This is a genomic window from uncultured Nocardioides sp., from assembly GCF_947489365.1.
In the GTDB taxonomy this organism is placed as follows: domain Bacteria; phylum Actinomycetota; class Actinomycetes; order Propionibacteriales; family Nocardioidaceae; genus Nocardioides.
Genome location: NZ_CANLDB010000005.1, coordinates 135346 through 152519 on the forward strand (window position 1 = coordinate 135346; position 17174 = coordinate 152519).

17 protein-coding genes are annotated in these 17174 nt (G+C 73.8%); 4 read left to right on the forward strand and 13 right to left on the reverse strand.

The window, feature by feature from the left end; all coding sequences use genetic code 11:
* The first annotated feature begins 36 nt into the window (after positions 1 to 36).
* A complete protein-coding gene (gene upp / locus Q0858_RS15100; protein ID WP_299056034.1) occupies positions 37 to 678 on the forward strand; it encodes a uracil phosphoribosyltransferase in 642 nt (213 codons plus the stop codon).
* Positions 675 to 1493, forward strand: coding sequence for a thioesterase family protein (locus Q0858_RS15105; RefSeq protein WP_299056036.1), 819 nt, complete (start codon positions 675 to 677; stop codon positions 1491 to 1493). Before upp ends, Q0858_RS15105 begins: the two co-directional genes overlap by 4 nt.
* 112 nt (positions 1494 to 1605) lie before the next feature.
* Here the strand turns inward: Q0858_RS15105 and Q0858_RS15110 are convergent, their stop codons facing one another.
* From Q0858_RS15110 to thpR, 13 genes are all read right to left on the reverse strand, one after another.
* Entirely contained in the window at positions 1606 to 2553 is a 948-nt protein-coding gene (locus Q0858_RS15110) for a hypothetical protein (protein WP_299056037.1), read from the reverse strand.
* Positions 2550 to 3485 carry a hypothetical protein gene (locus tag Q0858_RS15115; protein WP_299056039.1) on the reverse strand — a complete coding sequence of 312 codons (936 nt, stop codon included), beginning with the start codon at positions 3483 to 3485 and terminating at the stop codon, positions 2550 to 2552. The genes Q0858_RS15110 and Q0858_RS15115 overlap by 4 nt, the downstream gene beginning before the upstream one ends.
* A 76-nt stretch (positions 3486 to 3561) precedes the next feature.
* Positions 3562 to 4956, reverse strand: a complete 1395-nt coding sequence (locus tag Q0858_RS15120) for an NAD(P)(+) transhydrogenase (Re/Si-specific) subunit beta (protein ID WP_299056041.1) — start codon at positions 4954 to 4956, stop codon at positions 3562 to 3564.
* Positions 4956 to 5255 carry an NAD(P) transhydrogenase subunit alpha gene (locus tag Q0858_RS15125; protein WP_299056043.1) on the reverse strand — a complete coding sequence of 100 codons (300 nt, stop codon included), beginning with the start codon at positions 5253 to 5255 and terminating at the stop codon, positions 4956 to 4958. The genes Q0858_RS15120 and Q0858_RS15125 overlap by 1 nt, the downstream gene beginning before the upstream one ends.
* On the reverse strand, positions 5252 to 6457 hold the full coding sequence (locus Q0858_RS15130; RefSeq protein WP_299056045.1) for an NAD(P) transhydrogenase subunit alpha: 1206 nt from the start codon (positions 6455 to 6457) through the stop codon (positions 5252 to 5254). Before Q0858_RS15130 ends, Q0858_RS15125 begins: the two co-directional genes overlap by 4 nt.
* A gap of 72 nt (positions 6458 to 6529) precedes the next feature.
* On the reverse strand, positions 6530 to 7132 hold the full coding sequence (locus Q0858_RS15135; RefSeq protein WP_299056047.1) for a hypothetical protein: 603 nt from the start codon (positions 7130 to 7132) through the stop codon (positions 6530 to 6532).
* Between the two features lie 97 nt (positions 7133 to 7229).
* Positions 7230 to 7877 carry a hypothetical protein gene (locus Q0858_RS15140; protein ID WP_299056049.1) on the reverse strand — a complete coding sequence of 216 codons (648 nt, stop codon included), beginning with the start codon at positions 7875 to 7877 and terminating at the stop codon, positions 7230 to 7232.
* Between the two features lie 86 nt (positions 7878 to 7963).
* On the reverse strand, positions 7964 to 8641 hold the full coding sequence (locus Q0858_RS15145; RefSeq protein WP_299056051.1) for a hypothetical protein: 678 nt from the start codon (positions 8639 to 8641) through the stop codon (positions 7964 to 7966).
* On the reverse strand, positions 8638 to 9327 hold the full coding sequence (locus tag Q0858_RS15150; protein WP_299056054.1) for a hypothetical protein: 690 nt from the start codon (positions 9325 to 9327) through the stop codon (positions 8638 to 8640). Before Q0858_RS15150 ends, Q0858_RS15145 begins: the two co-directional genes overlap by 4 nt.
* Positions 9324 to 10073, reverse strand: a complete 750-nt coding sequence (locus tag Q0858_RS15155) for a hypothetical protein (protein ID WP_299056057.1) — start codon at positions 10071 to 10073, stop codon at positions 9324 to 9326. Before Q0858_RS15155 ends, Q0858_RS15150 begins: the two co-directional genes overlap by 4 nt.
* 65 nt (positions 10074 to 10138) lie before the next feature.
* Positions 10139 to 12322 carry an MMPL family transporter gene (locus tag Q0858_RS15160; RefSeq protein ID WP_299056059.1) on the reverse strand — a complete coding sequence of 728 codons (2184 nt, stop codon included), beginning with the start codon at positions 12320 to 12322 and terminating at the stop codon, positions 10139 to 10141.
* A 57-nt stretch (positions 12323 to 12379) separates the two neighbouring features.
* On the reverse strand, positions 12380 to 13021 hold the full coding sequence (locus Q0858_RS15165; RefSeq protein WP_299056062.1) for a pentapeptide repeat-containing protein: 642 nt from the start codon (positions 13019 to 13021) through the stop codon (positions 12380 to 12382).
* The gene (thpR, locus tag Q0858_RS15170) at positions 13018 to 13590 is read right to left on the reverse strand and encodes an RNA 2',3'-cyclic phosphodiesterase (protein ID WP_299056065.1); all 573 of its coding nucleotides are present in this window, start codon (positions 13588 to 13590) and stop codon (positions 13018 to 13020) included. Before thpR ends, Q0858_RS15165 begins: the two co-directional genes overlap by 4 nt.
* A gap of 81 nt (positions 13591 to 13671) precedes the next feature.
* Between thpR and Q0858_RS15175 the strand changes: the two genes are divergently transcribed.
* Complete coding sequence (locus Q0858_RS15175) at positions 13672 to 14139, forward strand: PPOX class F420-dependent oxidoreductase (RefSeq protein WP_299056068.1); 468 nt, start codon at positions 13672 to 13674, stop codon at positions 14137 to 14139.
* Positions 14140 to 14204: 65 nt separating this feature from the next.
* The gene (gene ppc / locus Q0858_RS15180; protein ID WP_299056071.1) at positions 14205 to 17045 is read left to right on the forward strand and encodes a phosphoenolpyruvate carboxylase; all 2841 of its coding nucleotides are present in this window, start codon (positions 14205 to 14207) and stop codon (positions 17043 to 17045) included.
* Positions 17046 to 17174: the final 129 nt, after the last annotated feature.

The following is a 17174-nucleotide window of genomic DNA, read 5'->3' on the forward strand; positions in this document are numbered from 1 at the left end:
ACTCGGCGAGTCTGGCGGACCACTACGCTGCCCCGCATGCGGACCCACGTCGTCGACCACCCGCTCGTCTCGCACAAGCTGACCACGCTGCGTGACGTGGAGACCGACTCGCCGACCTTCCGGCGGCTCGCGGACGAGCTCGTCACGCTGCTGGCCTACGAGGCCACGCGCGACGTCCGCGTCACCGAGGTCGAGATCCTCACGCCCGTCTCCCCCACCACCGGGGTCCGGTTGGCCGAGAAGCCGCTGGTCGTGCCGATCCTCCGCGCCGGACTCGGGATGCTCGACGGGATGATGCGGCTCCTGCCGACGGCCGAGGTCGGGTTCCTCGGGATGGTCCGCAACGAGGAGACCCTCGAGGCGTCGACGTACGCCGAGCGGCTGCCCGAGGATCTGTCGGGTCGCCAGTGCTACGTGCTCGACCCCATGCTCGCCACCGGTGGCACGCTCGCCGCGGCCATCCACTTCCTCGTCGACCGCGGCGCCGACCACATCACCGCGATCTGCCTGCTCGCCGCCCCCGAGGGCTGCGAGCGCCTCGAGGCGGCGCTGGCCGGTGTCGAGGTGCCCGTCACGGTCGTCACGGCGGCGATGGACGAGAAGCTCAACGAGGTCGGCTACATCGTGCCGGGTCTCGGCGACGCCGGTGACCGCCTGTACGGCGTCGCGGGCGCGTGAGCGACTCCCGGCACCAGTCGGTGGACCAGCCGGCGTACTACCTGCCGGTCGACCCCGGGGCCGGGCTCTTCGAGTCCACGAAAGCGACCGAGAGCCCCTGGGACTCCTCCTCCCAGCACGGCGGGCCGCCAGCCGCCCTGCTGCTGCGGGCCATCGACGCGACGGCCGCCGACCCGGTCGCGATGCCCGTCGCACGGCTCACCGTCGACATGCTCGCCGGCATCCCGCAGGGCCGGATGCGCACCGAGGCCACCGTCGTCCGCCCCGGCAAGCGGGTCGAGATGGTCGAGGCGAGCCTGTACGCGAACGACACGCTGGCGGTCCGCGCCACCGCGTGGCGGATCCGCCGCGATGAGGGCACGACCGCCGAGCACGCGCGGGCGGACGCCGTCCCGCCCGTCCCGGACGAGCAGCCGCAGCGCTACTTCCCCGGCACCAGCCCCGACTGGGGCTACGGACGGTCGATCGACTGGCGCTTCGTGACCGGCGGGTACGACGACCCCGGCCCCGCGACCGTGTGGGCGCGGGTCCGGATCCCGCTCGTCGAGGGCGAGGAGGCCACCCCGCAGCAGCGCCTGATGGTGGTCGCCGACTCGGCCAACGGCCTGTCGGGACAGCTGCCGATGACCGAGTGGTTGTTCATCCCGCCGACGGTCACCGTCACCTTCCGCCGCCCGCCGACCGGCGAGTGGACGCTCCTCGACGTCGCCACGACGATCGGCCTCGACGGCACCGGCCTCGCCTCCGGCACCCTCTCCGACGCCGACGGTCTCGTCGCCGCCGTCGCCCAGCCGCTCCTCGTCGCGCGGCGCTGATCCCAGGGGCCTCACCTGCCTCTGGTTTCACCAGCCGGCTGGTGAAACCCCCGCCGGGCCCACGAAGCTTCGTCAGCCCAGTCGGGGTTTCGTGGACCCGACCGCGCGGGGCTCAGCGTCGGACGTAGCGGATGACGCCTGGCTCGCCGGACGGCAGCTCACCGGCGACGAAGAGGGTGCGGCCGTCCGGTGAGACGGCGAGGTCGGCGGCGCGGCGGACGTCGGTCCGCAGGGTGCGCAGGTGGGTGCCGGTCTCCGAGAACATCTCGACCTGGGAGCGCTCACCGCCGGGCTCGAGGCCGAACAGCCGGCCGCCGCCGGCGGCCACGCGGCGGACCCTGTTGCCGAAGTAGCGCTCGCCCAGGGTGCGCAGGTGGCGTCCGCCACGGCCGAACACCAGGAGGACCTTCCGCCCCGAGTCGGCGACCACGAGCCTGGACTCGGACAGCAGAGCGAGGTCCGCGGCGAAGTCGAGGCGGCCGGGAGGGTTCGTCCCGTCGTTGCCGTTCTCCCCCCAGGTGTCGACCTCGGCGCCGGTCCGCGTGTCGTAGGTCCGGATCTTGTCGTCGATGCCGTCGGCGTAGATGACCCGACGCAGGTCCTCGACGACCTGGAAGCCGCCGGCCACCGGGAGGTTCCGGCCGTAGGTCCGGACCAGTCGGCCCCGCGGACCGAAGACCCGCATGGTCCGGTTCACGGCGCCCGCGCCGGGGTCCACCATGAGGTGGACCAGACCGTCGACGGCGACGTCCAGGCTGCCGGGCGGTATCGGCGCCCGGAAGGTCGAGACCACCTCTCCCGTCCGGTCGTGGGTACGGACCCGGCGGTCCTCGGTGGCCACGACGACGCGACCAGCGGGGTCGACATCCAGGCCGGTGACGGGTGCGCTGGTCGTGAAGCTCCCGGCGGGCTGCCACGACGTGGCGCGTGCCGACGCCGGCGTGGTGCGGTCGCCCTCAGCACCGCTGGGTGACCCGGCGACACCGAGGGTCAACGCGGCGGCGAGCGCGGCACCCAGGACCCGCCCGGTTGCCCCGAGCGCGGTCCGCCGTGCCCTCATCGCCGTACCCACCGGACGATGCCCGGCTCGCCGGACTCGAGGCGGCCGGCGACGTAGACCACGTTGCCGTTCGGGGTCGCGGCGACGTCGACGGTACGACGGATGCCGGTCCTCAGGGTCCGCTGGTGGGTGCCGTCGACGGCGAAGACCTCGACCTCGGAGCGGCGGGACTCGAGACCGAAGACCCGACCACCGCCGTACGCGACCCGCTCGACGCTGATGTTGAACCGACCCTGCCCGATCGTGCGGACGTAGCGGCCGCCGCGCTGGAAGACCCGCAGGGCGCTGGAGTTGGCGAGGACGAGCTGGTTGTCGGGCATCAGGGCGAGGTCGTTCGGGAAGTCGAGCGCGTTCGGGTCCGTGGACCCCTCCGTGCCGTCCTTGCCCCAGGCGCCCAGCTGACGCCCCGACGCGACGTCGTACGTCACGACCTTGCACCAGACGAGGTCCGAGATGATCAGGCGTCGCACGCCCTCGTCGATCTCGAACCCACCGAGCTTGGCCACCTGGTCCCGGCCGTACAGGCGCTTGGTGCGGCCCTTCGGGCCCAGCACCCGAACGGTCTGGGTCGTCCCGCGGGCCTCGTAGGCCGGCAGCACATGGATGTCACCGTCCGAGGCGACGTCGAGGTTGCCCGGCCGGAAGCGTGTCGTGAACGTCGACAGCTGCTCGCCGACCCGGTCGTACGTCCTGACACGGCGCGAGTCCATCGCGACGACGAGATCGTTCTCCGGGTCCAGCGCGATGCTCGTGATCTCCTGGCCCACCTCCCCGGTGGCCCACTCCCCCGCTCGCTGCCACGACCTCGCGGCCGTGTCCGGGGGTTCCGCGCCCTCCGCCACCGCCGTCGGCGAGCCCGCCAGGCCCGCCGTCAGTCCTGCCGTCACGACCGTCGCCAGGCCCGCGGCCAGCGTCCGTCCCGAGATCCTCATGTCCGTCTCCTCTGTGGTTGGTGACCAGCACCTCCCCACGGCGGGGCGTGAGCAAACTCACATCGTGAGACAATCTCTAGAGCTTCTTGACCCCGGCCAGGACGTCGGTGAGCGACTCGCGGGCGTCGCCGAACAGCAGCATGGTGCCGGGCTGGAAGAGCAGCTCGTTCTCGATGCCGGCGAACCCGGGCCGCATGGAGCGCTTGAGGAAGACCGTCTGCTTCGCCTTGTCGGCGTCCAGGATCGGCATGCCGTAGATCGGTGAGGACTTCTCGGTGCGGGCCGCGGGGTTCACGACGTCGTTCGCGCCGACGACCAGGACGACGTCCGCGGTCGGGAAGTCGCCGTTGATGCGGTCCATCTCGCGCAGCTGGTCGTAGGGGACCTGGGCCTCGGCGAGCAGGACGTTCATGTGGCCGGGCATCCGGCCCGCGACGGGGTGGATGGCGTAGTCGACGCGGACGCCGCGCTCGGCGAGGACGTCGACCAGCTCCCGGAGCGTGTGCTGCGCCTGGGCGACGGCGAGGCCGTAGCCGGGGACGACGATGACCCGGTCGGCGTACGCCAGGGTGATCGCGACGTCCTCGGCGGAGCCGGAGCGGACGGGGCGGTCGGAGACGGCGGTCGACCCGAGCGTCGAGCCGCCCTTCAGCGCCCCGAAGAGGATGCCGGGGACCGAGCGGCCCATGCCGTTGGCCATCAGCAGCGTCAGGAACGTGCCGGAGGCGCCGACCAGGGTGCCGCCGACGAGCAGCACCGTGTTGCCCAGCAGCCAGCCCGACCCGGCGACGCACAGGCCGGTGAAGGCGTTCAGCAGCGAGATGACGATGGGGACGTCGGCCCCGCCGACGGGCAGCACGAGCAGCACGCCCAGGGCCAGGCCGAGCAGCGCCAGGACGAACCCGAGCCACAGCGACTGTCCGCCGAGGGTCAGCCAGACCGATCCGGCGAGGGCGAGCACGACGACGGCGACCGCGGCGACGGGCAGGCCCGGGAAGACCACGGGCCGTGACGTCATCAGCTCCTGGAGCTTGGCGAAGGTGACCACCGACCCGGAGAACGAGACCGTGCCGACGACGACGGTGAACGCGGTGATGGCCCAGGTGTCCCAGCCGAGGACGTCCAGGTCGGCGACGGCGAGGAACTCCTCGAGCTCGACCAGCGCCACCAGGGCCGCGGCGCCACCGCCGACGCCGTTGAACAGCGCCACCATCTGCGGCATCTGCGTCATCTGCACCTGGCGGGCACCGACGACGCCGAGCACCGTGCCGACGACGATCGCGCCGACGATCAGCAGGACGTTGTCGAGGTCGAGGTAGAGGAACGGCAGCAGGCAGGCGACGGTCGCCGCCGCCGCGCCGACGAGGTTGCCGGCGCGGGCCGTCCGGGGACCGGACAGACCCTTCAGCGCGAGGATGAACCCGACCGCGCAGAGCAGGTAGGCCAGCTGCACCCAGGTCGGCGCGGCCATCACGGGCGGGCCTTCGCGTCGGGGCGCGGCCGCTTGCGGGAGAACATCTGGAGCATCCGGTCCGTCACCACGAACCCGCCGACCATGTTGACGGTCGCGAGGACGATCGCGAGCGTGCCGAGACCGACGAAGACCGGGTCGTCGGTGGACCCCGTCACGAGGATCGCGCCGAGCAGGATCACGCCGTGGATGGCGTTCGCGCCCGACATCAGCGGGGTGTGGAGGGTGGAGGAGACCTTCGAGATCACCTCGACCCCCACGAACACGCTGAGCACGAGGATGGTCAGGAGCTCGATCACAGGGAACCGCCTTGCAGGACCGCGCGGGTCATCTCGTGGACGACGACGCCGTCCTTGACGACGCAGGACTTCGCCACGACCTCGTCCTCCATGTCGGGGGCGAACCGGAGGACCCGCTCCCCTGCCGGCTCGTCGACCGGCCCGTCGACCGGCTCGTCGGACTGGTCGTCGGGTGCGGGGACGTCGGGCTCGTCGGTCGTCATGAGGGTGACGAGGGCGAGCAGGTTGGCGGCGTACAGCGTGGACGCCGGCTCGGGCATCTGGGAGGGGACGTTCTCGCCGCCCCAGACCTGGGCGTCGCCGACCCGGATGACCCGTCCGGGCTCGGAGCGCTCGACGTTGCCGCCCGACTCGGCGGCGAGGTCGACGACCACGGACCCGGGGCTCATCGCCTCGACCATCTCGCGGGTGACCAGCATCGGCGCGGTGCGCCCCGGCACGGCGGCGGTGGTGATCAGTGCGTCCGCGGCGGCGACGTACGGCGCGAGCAGCTCGCGCTGCCGCTCGGCGCGGTCGGTGGTCATCTCCTTGGCGTAGCCGCCCTCGGCGGAGAGGTCCTCGAGGTCGAGGGTGATCGCCTCGGCGCCCATGGACCGGATCTCCTCGGCGGCGGCCGGGCGGACGTCGTACGCCTTCACCACCGCGCCGAGCCGGCGGGCCGTCGCGATCGCCTGCAGACCGGCGACGCCCGCGCCGAGCACGAGCACCTGGGCGGGCTGGACGGTGCCGGCGGCGGTCATGTTGAGCGGGAAGAACCGGCGGAGCAGGCCGGCGGCGACGATCGCGGAGCGGTAGCCGGCGACCAGGGCCTGGGAGGACAGGGCGTCCATCGACTGGGCGCGCGAGATGCGGGGCAGCAGCTCCATGGCCCAGGCATCGACACCGCAGTCGCGGAGCTCGCCGATGCTGTCGGCCGCGGAGGTGGGCAGGAAGGACACCAGCGCCGAGCCCCGGGGGATGCGCCGCACGGTGGCCGGGAGGGGGGCCTGGACGGCCAGGACGAGGTCCGCCACCTCGAGCGCCTTATCGTCGAGGACGGCACCGGCGGCGGCGTACGCCTCGTCGTCGAACCCGGCCGGGACGCCGGCGCCCGGCTCGACGTGCACCTCGGCGCCCATCGCCACGAAGCGTCCGACGACGTCGGGCACCAGGGCGACCCGCGCCTCGTCCCGGCGCATCTCCCGCGCCACCGCGATCCTCACGGTCGTGAACCTAGGCCATCGGGCCGACGGTGTCCTGCGTTGAGCGCGCGTCGTGACCGGTCGTCGCCCACGTCAGCGACGGGCCACGTCCAGCAGCACCGAGGGGTCGACGTCGTCGACCGCGTCACGGGACTGGGAGAAGGTGAAGAAGCGCACGCGCCCGACGGGCAGCCACTCGGTCGACAGGCGCACGATCGTGCGGCCACCGACGCCCGGGACCCGCTCCACGTCGAGGTTCCGGGGTCGGACGCGGGTCGCCTCCGCGCCGTCGACGCCGGCGGCGAAGACGTGGGCCGGGCCCGAGGCGTTGCCGAGCCAGAAGAACCACGTCGCGCCCGTCGCCGGGTGCTGCATCATCGTCAGCTGCTGCTGCTGGCGGACGCCGCCGCTGCTGCCGTCCCTCAGCTGGGCCCACGTCACCGCGACCCGGATGGCGCCGCCCGGCCGGCTCGGGGTCGTGTACGACGTCCGCAGGATGTCGGCGTGGCGGTTACGGACTCCGCGCGAGGCGCCCAGCGGGTGGTGGACGTCGCCGCGCGGGTCGGTGACGACGTCGTGGAACCGTGTCCCCGGACGCTGCGGGGCGTCGTCCGCCGCGGCCGCGGGTCCCGGACCCAGCAGCGCCACGAGGAGCAGGACCACCAGCGGGCTACGACGTCGTCGACTCACAGGCACGAACGGTCCCCATCCTGCTCGGCGGGAGACGACCTGTCGCCCAGGGCGCACTCTGGCACAGCGTCAGGGCGATCCCGAGGAACGACCGGCGGCTGTCTCAGCGCGCCTCGCCGACGCGCAGGGGCCGGGACCTCGCCACCGGGTCGCGGGGACGCGAGAACGAGCCGCCGGCCCACGTGGTGAACTCGACCCTCCGCGGGTCGGCGTCGCGCATCCACTCGGTGGACATCCGGAGGTCCATCCGACCGTCCAGCCCGACGTCGAGGTCGACCTCGGCCCGCTCGGGCACGATCACCGTGTACCCCTCGTCGCCGGTGTAGTCCTCGAGGAGGACGTCGCCGTCGTTGCCGACGTAGACGGTCCAGGACCCGGTGCCCGAGCTCTCGACGAACTCGGTCCACAGCAGCTGGCCCGGGTTCCCCTCGCGCCTGCCGTTCCACAACCTCGCCCACCGGGAGGTGATCCGCAGCTCGCCCCCGATCCGGGACGGGGTCCGGTAGCGGACGCTGGTCAGGTCTGCCTCGAAGGCCCCGCGCACGTCCTGCGGCTTGCGGATCACGTCACCGCGCGGGTCCCGGACGACCTGCACCCGCGCACCGTCCGGCGCGGTGACCGCGGCGGCGACCCCGTCGGCGACCCCGTCGGCGATCCCGTCGGCGGAGGACGGCACGGCTGCGGGCCCCGCCGACAGCGTCAGGACGGCGAGGACGGCCAGCGCGGTGGCGCCGAGACGGGTGCTGGGCATCGGGGGTTCCCCACTGTCGTCGGGGGCGGCGCCCACCGGGCTCCCCACTCTGCCCTACCGGACGCCTCCGCGGTGGCCCCCGACGGTCAGTCCCGCACCCGACCCACGTCGAGGAGCGGCGAGTACCGCGACCTGTCGACCGCGCGCCGCGAGAACGACGCACTGACCGCGTCCACCCGCGCGACGTCCAGCCACTCGCTCGACACGGTGATCGTGATCGTGCCGCCCGGGCCGAAGGTCCGCCGTACCGAGGCCGACTCCGGGACGACGTCGACCTGTCCGTCCCGGTCGATCCGCGAGGCGAAGACACCGTCGCGGAAGTTCGTCGCGCCCACGATCCAGGCCCGCTCCCCGTCCCGTTCCTGGAGCAGGACGAAGAACGACTGCCGGCGCACCCCGGGCCGGCGGGCGTCCCGCAGGTCGGCCCACCGGCTCCGGACGACGAGGTCCCCGCCCGCGCGTGACGGCGTCCGGTAGGCGACGCCGGTGAGGTCGGCGAGCCGCACGTAGGAGCGTGGGCCGCGCAGGACGACGTACCTGCCCCGCTCCGCGTCGCCCCGCGGGTCCGGGGCGGCCCAACGGCGAAGCGGCGACCGGACCGAGTCGTCGTCCTCGTCGCCGCCGCGGTCCGGCGGGTCGACCGACGCCGCCCACTGGCGGACCTGCGCCCACGGGACGCCGGGGTCGGCGCTCGCCGGGGGCTGGGCGAGGCCGAGGGCCAGCAGCGCCGTGACCAGCAGGCCCGCGGCGCGGGCCGACCTCATCGGAGCGGCCCCACGTCGAGGACCCGCGAGAGGTCGGTGGCGTCGAACGTCCGGAAGTCACCGGCGAAGCTGACCGTGTTCATCGAGACGCGGCGGGTGTCCAGCCACTCGCTCGACAGCACCAGGTCCGTCGTGCCGCCAGGACCGAAGGTGCGGTCGACGACGACCTTCTCCGGGCGCACGCGATGGGACTCGCTCCTCGTGTTGCCGATGTAGTGGACCCGGACCCGGTCGTCGGCGTTGCTCACCTCGACGTACCAGGCCTCCCCCTCACGCTTTCCCATCAGGAAGGTGACCTGGGTCTGCCTGCGCACGCCACGCTGACGGCCGTCGCGCAGGTCGGCCCACCGGGTGGTGATCCGGACGTCGCCCGCGACACGCGACGGGGTCTTGTAGCGGACCCCGGTCAGGTCGGCGAGCCGCGTGTAGGGCCGAGGACCCCGCGCCATCCCGATCCGCTCCGCGTCACCGCGGGGGTCGCGGACGGTGTCCACGCGGCGGGCCTTCCGGCGCTCGTCGGCGGCGAAGGCGGCGCCCACGTCGAGCGTCGCGGCGAGGTCGCGCAGCTGACCGGCAGACGGACCGTCGACGGCCGGACCCTCCGCGGCGAGGGCCGGACCCTGCGCGAGGGGGAGAGCCAGGAGCCCGGAGACGCCGAGTGCGGCGGCGCGGCTGAGGCCCCTCATCGGGCCACCGGGCCCACGACGAGCGGCTTCGTGGCGTTGGTCCCGTCGTACGCGCCCTCACCGCTGCCGGCGATCGCAATGGTGTTCCCCGTGAGGCGGCGCGCGTCGAGCCACTCGCCGGAGAGCACGACGTCGGTCGTGCCGCCGGGGCCGAACGTGCGTCGGACCTTCGTCTTGTCGGGGCGGACACGGACGGAGTCGTCCTCCGTGAGGGCGAAGACGCGCACCCTGTCGGAGGCGGTCGAGACCTCGACGACGTAGACGTCCTGCGAGCGGGGCGGGGAGAAGAACGACACCTGGAGCTGGCGTCGGACGCCCCGGCGACTGCCGTCCACCAGCTCGGCCCACCGGGTCGTGATGCGCAGGTCACCTCCCTCGGTCGAGGGCGTCTTGTAGCGGACGCTCGTGAGGTCGGCCAGTCGTGTGTAGGGCTTCGGGCCGCGCGCGGAGGACGCCTCGAACCGCTCGGCGTCGCCGCGCGGGTCCGCGACGACGTCGACGCGGCGCGGGCGCCCGGCCCGGCCTTCGGCGCCGGCGTCGCGGTCGGCCAGGGCGGCGAGGTCTCGGAGCTCGGCGACGCTGAGGCGGTCACGCTCACCGGAGGCCCGGTCGACCGCCGACGACGGCGCTTGCGCGAGACCGACCGCCAGCAGGCCGGAGGCGAGGACCGCGACCGCGCGCGATGCGCGGCGGCGGGTGGAGGTGGTGAGCATCGGCGGGTCCCCGTTCGTCGTCGAGGTGGCCACGCCCCCTCGTGTGGCGCACAGGATGCACCGAGCCCACCGACAGTGCACCCTTCGACACGGGTGGTCTAGACCAGTTGCTGCTGCCGGGGCTCGTCACGGGGTCGCTCGCGCGGCTCCTCCCGGTGGCCGTGGCGCTCCCACCAGCGGCGCAGGGGGCCGGGGGCCCACCAGTTCCAGTCCCCCAGCAGCCGCATGGTCGCGGGCACCAGCAGAGCGCGGACGATCGTGGCGTCGATGAACAGCGCGACGAGCATGCCGACGCCGATCATCTTGATGAGCACGATCCCGCTGGTGCCGAACGCGCCGATGACGACGCCGAGCAGCAGCGCCGCGCTGGTGATGATCTTGCCGGTCTTCTGCACCCCGGCGGCGACGGCGTCGGTGTTGGAGGCGCCGGCGTCCCACTCCTCCCGGACGCGGGAGAGCAGGAAGACCTCGTAGTCCATCGACAGCCCGAACAGCACGGCCAGCATGAGGATCGGGTTGGTCGCGTCGAGGAACCCCATCGGCTCGAAGGCGAGCAGCCCGGACAGGTTGCCGTCGTCGAAGATCCAGGTCACGACGCCGAACGCGGCGGTGATGGACAGGACGTTCATGACGACCGCCTTGAGCGGCAGCACGACGGAGCCGAACGCGAGGAAGAGCAGCACGAGCATCACCAGGACCATCACCGCGACCATCAGCGGCAACCGCTCGGCGAGGACGTCGATGGTGTCGACCGACTCCGCGGTGACGCCCCCGACCAGGGCGGAGCCCGCGTCGGGCTGCACCTCGCGCAGGTCACGCAGCAGGTCCTGCGAGGACTGGGACTGGCTGCTGCCGGACCAGCTGGCCCGCAGCAGCGCGGCGCCCTCCGCGCCGGCCCCGTCGACGGTGTCGAGCACCTGCGCCTCGACGCCGTCGACCTCGCCCAGCTGCTCGGCGTACGACGCCACGCCGGCCTCGTCGACCCCCGTGAGGACGATCTCGGCGGTCGAGGTCTCCGACCCGAACTCGTCGGCGAGGGTGTCGGCCGCGACGCGGGCGGGCGAGTCCTCGGGCAGGACGCGGTGGTCGACGCTGCCGAAGCGGGCGCCGAGGAACGGCGAGGCGACGACCAGCAGCAGCGCGGTGAGGACGACGACCACGAGGACCGGACGCCGCATCACGGCCCGGGCGAGCCGAGCCCAGCCGCCGTGCGGGGAGTCGACGGCCACCGGGCGGCCGCGACGCCACGGCAGGCGGCCGGCGTCCACGCGGGGGCCGAGCAGCCGCAGCACGGCAGGCAGGACGGTCACCGCCGCCAGGACGGCGACGAGGACGGCCACGACGCCGCCGTACGCGACCGACTTCATGAACGCGAGCGGGAAGACCAGCAGGCTCGCGAGGGCAGCGGCGACGGTGAGGCCCGAGAAGAGGACGGTGCGCCCCGCCGTCACGACGGTACGACGGGTGGCCGCGGCCGGGTCGAGACCGCGGGCGAGCTCCTCCCGGAAGCGGCTGACGACGAAGAGCGCGTAGTCGATCGCCAGCCCGATCCCGAGCAGGGTGATGACGTTGACCGCGAACACCGAGACGTCCGTGACCTGCGCCAGCAGCCGGGTCAGCGCGAGGCCGCCGACCGTCGCGAGCAGGCCCACCATGACCGGCATGGACGCCGCCACGGCGCTGCCGAAGATCAGCAGCGCGAGCACCAGCACGACCGGGAGCGAGATCAGCTCGGCGCGCTTCAGGTCCTCGGCGGTGGTCTCGTTGACGTCGTCGTACACCGCCCACGGCCCGGCCAGGCGGACCTCGAGACCGTCGGCCTCGGGGCCCGCGATCAGCGGCTCCTGGACCTCGTCGTAGGAGGCCATGAGCTCGTCCTGGCCCTCGCCGGACAGCGACAGGACCACCTGGGCCCACTCGCCGTCGGCGCTGACGAGACCGGCGGAGGCCGGCACGTCGGCGTACGACGTCACCCGGACGACCGCGTCCGACGGCAGGGCCGCGACGGCGTCGGCGACGGCGGCGTCGAAGGCCGGGTCGCCCGGCCTCGTGTCGCCCTCGCCGCGGTAGAGCGCGAGGACGTCGGCGTCCTGGTTGCCGAACAGCTCCCGCTCGACCTCGCCCTGCCGCTCGCTCTCGGAGCCGGCGACGCCGAAGCCGCCGGTCGACAGCGAGCCGAAGACGCCCGCGCCGTAGATCCCGGCGACGAGGGTCACCAGGAGGCCGGACAGGAGCACCGTCCACGGACGGCGGGCGACGAGGGAGCCCCAGCGGTCGAGCACGGGTCCACGGTGCCCGCCCCGCCTCCGGGCCAGTCCAGGGGGGCCGGTCCAGCGGGGTCAGCCGAGGAGGATGCCGGACTCCGCCGCCATCGCGGGGGCCAGGTCGAGCAGCTGGGCCGTGCCGAGCGTCGCGCCCCGCAGCCCGCTGGGCGGGCTGACCTCGCCGAGCCGGGCGCCACGGAGGTCGACGTCCTTCAGCCGGGCGCCGCGGACGGTGAGGGTCTCGACCGTGCAGCGCTCGAAGGTCGCACGCTCGAGCGTGGCGTCGGCGAGGTCGAGCTCGCCGACGACGCAGTCGGTGAGGACCAGGTCGGAGACGGTCGAGCCGCGCAGGTTGAGGTAGGCGACCTTGCAGTGCTCGAGGCGGAGCGAGGACACCGTTGAGCCGTGGGCGCTGAGCGCGCCGAGCCGGGAGCCGAGCACCTCGCTGTCGCGCCAGACGCCCTCGGCGAGCACCAGCTCCGGGGCGTCGAGGCCGTCGAGCCGGACGTCGAGCATCCGGCAGCGCTCGAGACGGGTGCCGTCGGCGCGCGCGTTCACCAGCTCGCTCTCCTGGAGGGTCACGCCGTGCAGCACCCGGTCCGAGAGGTCGAGGCCGGTGACGCGGACGCCGTCGAGGCCGTCGTCGACATCGACGTCGCCGGGCTCGGTGTCGGTGAGGCCGACCAGGCTCGGCGGCGTACGGCGGGGCGCCTTCACGGCCCACCGTCCAGCGGCAGGCTGGCGAGGACCTCGTGACGCGCTCCGCGGCGCGGCCCCTCCCCGAGGTGGGAGGCCACCACCTCGACCTCGTCCGCCCGCCAGTCGGGCCCGGCGTACGCGTCGAGGAGCTTCACCCAGTCGCTGACCTGGCCCGGCCGGCTCAGACGGGCGACGGTGAGGTGCGGGCGGAAGCGGTCGCCGTCCACGACGGCGCCCGCCCGGGAGCAGGCGCTGCGGCTCAGCGAGGCCAGCTCGACCAGGCCGTCGCGGTCGCCGGCCAGGTCGGCCCACACCACCTTCGCGCCGTCGGGGTGGGGGAACGCCCCGCCGCCGTCGAGCCGCAGGTCGAGCGGCGCACGCCGGGCGACGGCGTCCCCGACCCGCTCGACGAGGTCCTCGACGCGCCAGTCGTCGACGTCGGAGCAGAAGGCGAGCGTCACGTGCCACTGCTCGGCCGGCGTCCACCGCCAGCCGGTGTCCGGTGCCGCGTCGCGGCGGGGCTCGAGGAAGGTCGCGAGGTGCTCGATCACCTCCGGGGCAGGTCGCAGGGCGACGAAGATCCGCACCCGGAGACGGTAGTCCGTGACGTCTCGCACCGCTCCGGGGTTTCGGTGGGGTGCGAGGTGTCACGGACTACCGTGCTGCCCATGGCCCGCAACATCGCGACGACCGACCACGTCGACCTGGAGGGGCTGCTGGACTTCGTCCGCCCCCGGCACCACATGGTCCTCATCACCTCCCGCAAGGACGGCGCCCCGCAGTCCTCCCCCGTCACCGGCGGGGTCGACGCCGAGGGCCGCATCGTCATCGCGACCTACCCGCGGCGCGCGAAGACCGCCAACGCCCGGCGCAACGAGAAGGGGTCCGTCCTGGTCCTCTCCGACGAGTTCGACGCCGCGTGGGTGCAGGTCGACGGCGACATCGAGGTCCTCGACATCCCCGAGGCCGTCGAGCCCCTCGTGGAGTACTTCCGCTCCATCGCGGGCGAGCACAGCGACTGGGACGAGTACCGCCAGGCCATGGTCGACCAGGGCAAGTCCCTGATCCGCCTCACGCCGACCCGCTGGTCCCCCATCGCCACCGGGGGCTTCCCGCCGGAGCTCGCGGACGACTGAGCCGGCGCGTCCCACGACCGGGACGCGACACACGCCCGCAACACGGGCACGGGACGATGTCGGCCGTGACCACCCGCACCGAGAACCCCGACGTCGACGCCCTGCTGGAGGCCGACCGCCGCGACCTCGACCCGGCGCTGTTCGCCGGCGGGGTGTCCTCCGACGACTCCCACGCCGTCCTGCGGGGGTCCGTACGACGGCTCGCGGCGCTGCTGGGTGACGCACTGCGCCGTCACGAGGGCCCCGAGCTGCTCGACCTGGTCGAGCGGGTACGCCGCCTCGCGCGGCAGCCCGACGACGCCGAGCTGCGCGCCGTCCTCGACGAGGTCGACGCCCCCACCGCCGTCGTCCTCGCCCGGGCGTTCACCGGCTACTTCCAGCTCGCCAACATCGCCGAGCAGCTGCACCGCGGGCGCGAGCTCGAGCGCGGCGAGGTCGGCCCGCTGGCCGCCAGCATCGACCGGATCGCGACGGCCCTCGAGGACGGGTCGCTGGACCGGGACCTGCTCCTCGAGGTGCTCGACCGCGTCGAGTACCGCCCGGTCTTCACCGCCCACCCGACCGAGTCGAGCCGCCGGTCGGTGCTGCGGCTGCTGGCGCGCATCGCCGGGGTGGTCGACGACCTCGCCGACCCGCGGCGCGCGCCGCGCCGTACGGAGCACGACGAGCGCCGGCTGGCCGAGCTGGTCGACCTGCTGTGGCAGACCGACGAGCTGCGCGTGGTCAAGCCGCAACCCCAGGACGAGGCCCGGACCGCCGTGTTCTTCCTCCGCTCCCTGGCCCGTGACGTCGTCGGCGACCTCATGGCCGAGCTCGACCACCGGTTGGAGGCGGTCGACGTCCGGCTCCCGCCCGCGGCGCGGCCGCTGCGCTTCGGCACGTGGGCCGGCGGTGACCGCGACGGCAACCCGCACGTCACCTGCGAGGTCACCCTCGACGTCCTGCGGATGCAGCACTCCGCCGGCCTCAGCGAGCTCGTCGAGCTGGTCGAGCAGGCCCTCACCGAGATGACCACCTCGACCCGCGTGGTCGGGGCGAGCCCGGAGCTCCTCGCAAGCCTCGAGCGGGACGCCGCGGCGCTGCCGATCACCTGGGAGACCGTCCGCCGCCTGAACGCCGAGGAGCCCTACCGGCTGAAGCTGAGCTTCGTGCGCGTCCGGCTGCTGCGCACCCGCGACCGTCTCGCGCACGGCACCCCGCACGAGCCGGGACGCGACTACGCCGGCATCGACGAGGTCGTCGAGGACCTGTCGCTGGTCCGCGAGTCGATGCTCGCCGCCGGGGACCGCCTCACCGGCGACGGGACCGTGCTGCGGCTGCTGCGCACCGCCGTCACCCTCGGCGCCGGACTGGCCACCCTCGACGTCCGCGAGCACTCGGGACGCCACCACACCGCGCTCGGCGAGCTGTACGACCGCCTCGGCGAGCTCGACGCGCCGTACGACGACCTCTCCCGCGAGCAGCGCATCGCGCTGCTGTCGGGCGAGCTGGCCGCCGCCCGGCCGCTGACCGGGGCCGCCGTCGGCGGGCTGGGCGAGGACACCGCCGCGTGCCTCGACCTGATGTCCACGCTCCGCACCGCCCTGGACACGTACGGCCCCGAGGTCGTCGAGACCTACATCGTCTCGATGACCCACGACGTCGACGACCTGTACGCCGCCGTGGTGCTCGCCCGCGAGGCCGGCCTGGTCGACCTCGGCTCGCCGACCCGGCCCGCGACGGCACGCATCGGGTTCGCGCCGCTCTTCGAGACGGTCGCCGAGCTGGAGGTCGCGGGCCCGCTGCTGGAGAAGCTGCTCGCGGACCCGTCGTACCGGCGGCTCGTCACGGCGCGCGGTGACGTGCAGGAGATCATGCTCGGCTACTCCGACTCGTCGAAGGACGCGGGCATCGCGGCATCGCAGTGGCAGATCCACCGCGCCCAGCGCTCCCTGCGCGACATCGCGACCGCCCACGGCGTGACCCTGCGGCTCTTCCACGGTCGCGGCGGGTCGGTCGGCCGCGGCGGGGGCCCGACGGCGGAGGCGATCCTGTCCCAGCCGAACGGCACCCTCGACGGCCCGATCAAGATCACCGAGCAGGGCGAGGTCATCTCCGACAAGTACTCCCTGTCGATGCTCGGTCGTCACAACCTCGAGTCGGCCCTCGCCGCGGTCATCGAGGCGTCGGTCCTGCACCGCACCTCGCGGCTGCCGCAGGACCTGCTGGCCACCTGGAACGAGGCGATGGACGAGGTCGCCGGGGCCGGCCAGGAGGCGTACCGCGCCCTGGTCCGCCACCCCGACCTGCCGACGTTCTTCACCGCCGTCACCCCGGTCGACGAGCTCGCCGGGATGAACATCGGCTCCCGCCCGTCCAAGCGCCCCGGCGGACCGGGCGGCATCGAGGACCTCCGCGCGATCCCGTGGGTCTTCGGCTGGACGCAGGCGCGGATCATCCTGCCGGGGTGGTTCGGCGTCGGCTCCGGTCTCGCCGCCGCGCGGGCGTCGGGCCGGGGCGACACGCTCGCGGAGATGGTGCGCTCCTGGCCGTTCTTCCGCACCTTCCTGTCCAACGTGCAGATGACGCTGGCGAAGACCGACCTCGACATCGCGGCGACGTACGTCGACACGCTCGCGGACCCCGGGCTGCACCACCTGTTCGAGACGATCCGGACCGAGCACGCCCTGACGGTGCGCGAGGTCCTGGCCGTCACCGGGCAGTCCGAGCTGCTGGAGTCCGCCCCGGCGCTGCGGCACACCCTCGCGCTGCGCGACTCCTACCTGGCGCCGCTGCACGCCCTGCAGGCCTCGCTCCTGCGGCGGGCGCGGGAGACGCCGGAGGGCACCGAGGTGGACGCCGACCTGCGTCGCGCCCAGCTGCTGACGATCAACGGGATCGCGGCGGGGCTCCGCAACACGGGCTGAGCCAGCCCGCGGACCACCGCTCGAGGAGGGTGCGTCAGGACGGACGTGCAGAAGTCCCCGAATCGCCCCTGGGGCGGGCTTCCCGGCCGCTTCTGCACGTCGGTGCTCGCACGTCGGCCGACGCTCGGG

What these genes read in the sequence shown, in the direction of transcription:
- upp (WP_299056034.1), top strand. Translation starts at nt 37, where the DNA reads ATGCGGACCCACGTCGTCGACCACCCGCTCGTCTCGCACAAGCTGACC.
- Q0858_RS15110 (WP_299056037.1), bottom strand. Translation starts at nt 2,553, where the DNA reads ATGAGGGCACGGCGGACCGCGCTCGGGGCAACCGGGCGGGTCCTGGGT.
- Q0858_RS15115 (WP_299056039.1), bottom strand. Translation starts at nt 3,485, where the DNA reads ATGAGGATCTCGGGACGGACGCTGGCCGCGGGCCTGGCGACGGTCGTG.
- Q0858_RS15120 (WP_299056041.1), bottom strand. Translation starts at nt 4,956, where the DNA reads ATGGCCGCGCCGACCTGGGTGCAGCTGGCCTACCTGCTCTGCGCGGTC.
- Q0858_RS15140 (WP_299056049.1), bottom strand. Translation starts at nt 7,877, where the DNA reads ATGCCCAGCACCCGTCTCGGCGCCACCGCGCTGGCCGTCCTCGCCGTC.
- Q0858_RS15145 (WP_299056051.1), bottom strand. Translation starts at nt 8,641, where the DNA reads ATGAGGTCGGCCCGCGCCGCGGGCCTGCTGGTCACGGCGCTGCTGGCC.
- Q0858_RS15150 (WP_299056054.1), bottom strand. Translation starts at nt 9,327, where the DNA reads ATGAGGGGCCTCAGCCGCGCCGCCGCACTCGGCGTCTCCGGGCTCCTG.
- Q0858_RS15175 (WP_299056068.1), top strand. Translation starts at nt 13,672, where the DNA reads ATGGCCCGCAACATCGCGACGACCGACCACGTCGACCTGGAGGGGCTG.